Source organism: Mesorhizobium sp. M7A.F.Ca.CA.001.08.2.1 (genome assembly GCF_003998455.1).
GTDB classification, from domain to species: domain Bacteria; phylum Pseudomonadota; class Alphaproteobacteria; order Rhizobiales; family Rhizobiaceae; genus Mesorhizobium; species Mesorhizobium ciceri.
This window is the reverse complement of record NZ_RZPW01000407.1, coordinates 1-5607: the sequence shown is the minus strand read 5'-3', so window position 1 is coordinate 5607 and position 5607 is coordinate 1. Positions and strand designations below refer to the sequence as shown.

Here is a 5607-nt window from a genome sequence, read left to right as displayed (position 1 = left end):
GCTTGCCGACATGTCCGGCGATGACGTCGTCGATGTCGCTGCGGCTTTCGGTCAGCTTCTGCAGGTCGGCTTCGAGGGCGCGTTTGAGAATGTCGCGGCCCTCGGCCAGCTTCTCGACCTGGCCGGCAACCAGACCGTCGATGCTGGAGCGGCTTTCGGCCAGCTTGGCGAGATCGGCTTCCAGCGCGCGCTTGAGAACATCGCGACCTTCGGCGAGTTTCTCGACCTGGCCGGCGACCAGACCGTCGATGCTTGAGCGGCTCTCGGCCAGTTTGGCAAGATCGTCCTCGAGCGCCTTGGACAGGGTCGAGCGCTCCTGGACAAGCCTTTCCGCGTGGCTGTTAACGAGGCCACCGACGTTTTCGAGGTCGGCTTCAAGCGCTTTCGACAGCGTCGAACGATCCTGGACGAGCCTTTCGGAATGGCTGTTGACCAAGCCATTGACGCTTTCGAGGTCAGCCTCGAGTGCCCGGGCGAACTGTGCCCGGTCATCGACCAGTTTCTGCGACTGGTCGGCAATGGTCCCCTTGATCGCGTTGAGGTCGGATTCCAGAGCGCGCCGCAGAATATCTCGGCCCTCGGACAACTTCTCGACCTGACCCGCAACCAGCCCGTCGATGCTGGAGCGGCTGTCGGCCAGCTTGGCGAGGTCGTCCTCAAGGGCCCTGGACAGGGCGGAGCGGTCTTGGACAAGCTTGTTCATGTGATCGGCGATGACGCTGTTCACATTCTGCAGGTCGGCTTCCAGGACCCGGGAAAGCTGACCGCGATCCTCGGCCAGCTTTTCCGACTGGCTTGAGATAACGCCCTTGATCGTGTTCAGGTCGGATTCCAGCGCGCGCTTGAGAATGTCGCGGCCTTCCGCCAGCTTCTCGACCTGACCGGCGACCAGACCGTCGATGCTCGAACGGCTTTCGGCCAGCTTGGCAAGGTCAGCTTCAAGGGTCTGCGACAGCAGGCTGCGGTCCTCGGCCAACCGTCCCGAATGGCTTTCGATCAGGCCGCGTATGCCGGACAGATCATTGTCGAGCGAATGGGAGAGCTGCGTGCGGTCTTCCGCCAGTTTGGCGGAATGGGTTTCGATGAGGCTCTTGATGCCGACGATGTCGTTTTCCAACGCCTTGGCGAGCACGGCGCGGCCTTCGGCGATTTTTTCCACCTGACCGGCGACCAGACCGTCGATGTCGGCGCGGCTGTCGGACAGTTTTCCGAGATCGGCTTCCAAAGCGCGCGACAGAATGTTGCGGCCCTCGGCGAGTTTTCCGACATGTCCGGCGACCATTTCATCAATGATCGTACGAGCTTGCACCAGCTTTCCGGAGTCTTCATTCAAGGCAATAGAGAGCCTGTTGCGACCTTCTTCCAGCCTTTCGAGATGGCTGCCGAGCGATGCATCGATGGCCGCCCGCGATTCATTGACCTTGCGCAGATCCTCTTCGAGAGCGCGCGAGATCAGGCTGCGGCCTTCGGCCAGCTTCTGCACCTGGTTGGTTACTGCCGCATCGATGCCGGCGCGGCCCTCGGCGAACTTCGCCAGGTCGGCCTCCATGGCCGCGGCCATGCGCTCGCGGCTTTCGGACAGTTTCCTGCTGTGGTTCTCGACAGCTTCCTCGATGCCGACGCGGGCGTCGGCGAGCCGCTGGATGTCACTGTCGAACGAACGCGACACGACGTGACGGGCGGCTTCCATGCGTCCGGCGAAGTCGCTGGCGCGGGCTTCGAGCATAGAGGAGGTCGAAGTGACGATGTCGGCCATGTCGGCGCCGATCTGGGTCTTGCCCTGATCGATCATCGCCGACAGCGTGTCCTTGCTCTCGGCGAAGGTGTGCGCGATTTCGCGGGCGCGCTCGACCAGCGTTTCATTGATCTGGCGGGCGCGGGCCTCGAGTGCGGCATTGAGCTTCTGCGTTCCGGTGTCGAGCGCCTCGGCGCGGGTCTGGAACTCGCTGATCAGCGCCTGGCCGCGTTCGGCGAGCGTGCGCTCGATGCCGTTGAGGCTGGCCTCGAATTCGGAATTGAGGGTGCGCGCGGCGCCGCCAAGCAGCGACACCATGCCGGTGGTGCGATCGTCGAGCAGATCGGTCAACGACCGCGTCAGTCCGTCCGTGGTGTCCGTCAGCTTGGCAATGCGGGTGTCGAGAAGGCTGGCGAAGGCCTCGCCCGAGGTCGACAGACGGTCGGTGATCGAATCGAGCCGGCCTTCGACGGAATCGAAGATCGACATCGAGCTTTCGTTGATGCGGTCGATCAGCGTGTCGCCGGAATTGGTGATTGTCATCGACAATTTGGTCGATGCATTGAGGATCGAGTCGCGAATGATGTCGGAAGCCGCGCCGATCTCGTCCTTCAGCGTCTCATGCGCGCCGGTAATCGAGGCGCGGACGCGCTCGGCATGGGTGACGACGGCTTCGCGCTCGCTGCCGAGGCCGTCGACCAGCGAACGGATGCGGGATTCATTCTCGGAATAGGAGCGTTCGATCTGGTTGACTTCGCTGTGGACAAGCGTTTCCAGTTCGACGGCGCGGGCAAGCGTGCGTTCGATGCCTTCGCCCATCGCCGCGACCTCGCGACGAACGGCCTGGCCGATCATCATGACGCGATCCTGGGCAAGGTTTTCCGGCTCGGTCAGGCGGAAGGCCACTTCGGTCATCGACTGTGCGGCGATGCGCATTTCCTGGGCGCGGCGAATCATGGCGGCGAAGGCCCAGAACAGGATGACGGGCACGATGGCCGCGACGGCGAGGCCGATCAGTTCCGGACGGGCAAGGAACTGGTCGAGCGTACGGATTCTCCAGATGCTCGGTCCGAAAAGCAGATTGGCCAAACCACCGGCACCGGCGAACCAGGCGAGCGAAACGAAGGCGACGACCCAGTAAATGGTGTTCGAGGCACGCCTGTTGAGGCTGTGCAGGAGCGTCTTGTAATCCTTCTGGCGATCGTCATTGGCCGGCGCGAAACCTGCGGGCTGGGCGCCATTGCGCGGTTCCACGGGGCGCAATTCGGCAGGTTTGGCCTTGGGCGCGGGTTTCGCGGCCTGGTTTTGGTTGACCACCGGCTCCGGGTTCTGTTCCGGCTTATGATTGCGTCCCTCGCGCGCCAGCTCGTCGGCCGCCTGGGATATCTGCGCTTCAAGATCCTCCATCGAAGCCGCGATATCGAGGTCGCCGCTGCCGATCTCATTGCTGAGGTCGAGATCGAGCGCCTTTTCCAGTTCCCTGGCCACTTCGCTGTCGAGAGTTCTCGTCGTCGGTTTCTTTGCCATGCCTTCGCTACCCTGTACTAGCTGCCGCGGGCTTATAATTCTGTTTGTCTTGCCCCGCGCAGGAGGCTGAAAATGGACCCCTCGTATCGTAATGACACAGGGGGGTAAAGAAAACATGCATTCCGCGGGATACGTAAAACTTTAAATATAAGGTTAACGGAACTGTGATTTGGACGCCGCTTTGGCAACATTTTTCCGGGCCATTCATTAACCCGTTGTCCATTGGATTCGCCTAGGTTTTTGGGCGAGTCGAAGAAACGGAGTTCGAGTTCATGCGTGGCGAAAGCGGCATCGCCTTCTCAATGCCCGGGGGAGATGTATCCGGACCAAGACGGTCACGGCCGGTCGATTTGGCACACCTTGCCCGCCAGACGATGGGTGACCGCAGCCTTGAGCAAGAGGTTCTCGCGCTATTTGTACAGCAGGCGCTGTCCGTGCGCGACAGAATAGTCGACGCCGATATCAAGGACCGGCTTCTGCTCGCCCATGGATTAAAGGGTTCGGCACGGGGCGTGGGCGCCTTTGCCATCGCCGATTGCGCCACCGAGATCGAGCACCGGCCGGAAGACGGCCAGACGCTCAAGCGGCTTGGTACGCTGATCGACGAAGTGCGCGATTTCATCGCCGCCATCAACCGCTGAATCCGCGCCGAATCCGATTTGCGGAAAAACGTCATCGGGCGGCGCTTTCATGCGGCAGTTGACTTGTCAGCCGGAGTGATTATCTCGGCTGCAACTCCCTTCAGGTGACAAATGACCAAGCTGACTTTCATTGCCCATGACGGCACGCATTTCGACATGGACGCCGAGAACGGCTCTACGGTCATGGAGAACGCGATCCGCAACGCCGTGCCCGGGATCGAAGCCGAATGCGGCGGTGCCTGCGCCTGTGCCACCTGTCACGTCTATGTCGACGAAGCCTGGACGGCTGAAGTCGGCGAGCCGGAAGCGATGGAAGAGGACATGCTGGACTTCGCCTACGACGTCCAGCCCAACTCGCGCCTGTCATGCCAGATCAAGGTCCGCGATGCGCTTGACGGCTTGGTCGTGCGGGTGCCTGCCCGCCAGGGATAAGCGCAACCTTTTTGCCAACTGATTTTTCCCGCTGTGGCTTGGCAGCGGGGCGATGGTCATGCAGTGTCCTGCTGTTTCACCACAGCGCCGCGCGTCCTCTTGGACGCGCAAAGGACGCTGTAGCACTTTTATTTGCGCGTGATCCTTTCCGAAAATCGATCCGATTTTCGGGGTCATGCGCAGCGAGGCACAGGCATGACCGACATCACCAGGACAGACGTGCTTATTGTCGGGGCAGGGCCGGTTGGCCTGTTTGCCGTGTTCGAGCTCGGCCTGTTCGACATGAAGTGCCACCTGATCGACATTCTCGATCGGCCGGGCGGCCAATGCGCGGAGCTCTATCCGGAAAAGCCGATCTACGACATTCCAGGCTGGCCTTCGATCTCGGCGCAGGGGCTGGTCGACAAATTGCTCGAGCAGATCGCGCCGTTCAAGCCCGATTTCAGCTACAACCGAATGGTTTCCAGCCTGGAAAAACTGGAGGACGGCAGTTTTCGCGTCACCACCGACGAAAACGAGGTGTTCGAGGCCAAGGTGGTGGTGATTGCCGCCGGCGGCGGCTCCTTCCAGCCCAAGCGTCCGCCGATCCCCGGCATCGAGCCCTATGAAGGCAAGAGCGTCTTCTATTCGGTGCGCCGGATGGAGGATTTTCGCGGCCACGACCTCGTCATTGTCGGCGGCGGCGACTCGGCGCTCGACTGGACGCTGAACCTGCAGCCGGTGGCAAAGAGCGTGACGCTGGTGCACCGGCGGCCTGAGTTCCGCGCCGCTCCCGACAGCGTCAACAAGATGTATGCCATGCAGGAGATGAAGCAGCTCGAATTCCAGGTCGGCCAGGTGACCGGATTGACCGGTGCCGACGGCCAGTTGTCATCGGCCACCATCAAGGGACCGGATGGCGACGTCGAGGTGCCTTGCACGCGCATGCTGCCGTTCTTCGGCCTGACCATGAAGCTCGGACCGATCGCGGAGTGGGGTCTCAACCTTCACGAGAACCTCATTCCGGTCGATACCGAAAAATTCCAGACATCGGTGCCCGGCATCTTCGCGGTCGGCGACATCAACTGGTATCCGGGCAAGCTGAAGCTGATCCTGTCGGGTTTCCACGAAGTGGCGCTGATGGCGCAGGCCGCCAAGCGCATCATCAGCCCCGGCGAGCGCATCGTTTTCCAGTACACGACTTCATCGACCAGCCTGCAGAAGAAGCTCGGCGTCTCCGGCTGAACTTTACTCGGCCAGCATCGGCGCCGCATTTTCGGCGTAGCCGCGAAG

The 5607-nt window shown here is 61.7% G+C and carries 3 protein-coding genes and 1 pseudogene; 3 read left to right on the top strand and 1 reads right to left on the bottom strand.

Annotated elements, in window-relative coordinates:
- Nucleotides 1–3262: pseudogene (locus EN914_RS22095) on the bottom strand (kinesin); the annotation flags it as partial.
- A 272-nt stretch (nt 3263–3534) separates the two neighbouring features.
- Between EN914_RS22095 and EN914_RS22090 the strand changes: the two are divergent.
- The 3 genes from EN914_RS22090 (at nt 3535) to EN914_RS22080 (ending at nt 5559) form a co-directional block, all read left to right on the top strand.
- Complete coding sequence (locus EN914_RS22090) at nt 3535–3903, top strand: Hpt domain-containing protein (protein ID WP_023813039.1); 369 nt, start codon at nt 3535–3537, stop codon at nt 3901–3903.
- Nucleotides 3904–4014: 111 nt separating this feature from the next.
- Nucleotides 4015–4335, top strand: coding sequence for a 2Fe-2S iron-sulfur cluster-binding protein (locus EN914_RS22085; RefSeq protein WP_013531878.1), 321 nt, complete (start codon nt 4015–4017; stop codon nt 4333–4335).
- Nucleotides 4336–4530: 195 nt separating this feature from the next.
- The gene (locus EN914_RS22080; RefSeq protein WP_013531877.1) at nt 4531–5559 is read left to right on the top strand and encodes an NAD(P)/FAD-dependent oxidoreductase; all 1029 of its coding nucleotides are present in this window, start codon (nt 4531–4533) and stop codon (nt 5557–5559) included.
- Nucleotides 5560–5607: the final 48 nt, after the last annotated feature.

What these genes read in the sequence shown, in the direction of transcription:
- EN914_RS22090 (WP_023813039.1), top strand. Translation starts at nt 3,535, where the DNA reads ATGCGTGGCGAAAGCGGCATCGCCTTCTCAATGCCCGGGGGAGATGTA.
- EN914_RS22085 (WP_013531878.1), top strand. Translation starts at nt 4,015, where the DNA reads ATGACCAAGCTGACTTTCATTGCCCATGACGGCACGCATTTCGACATG.
- EN914_RS22080 (WP_013531877.1), top strand. Translation starts at nt 4,531, where the DNA reads ATGACCGACATCACCAGGACAGACGTGCTTATTGTCGGGGCAGGGCCG.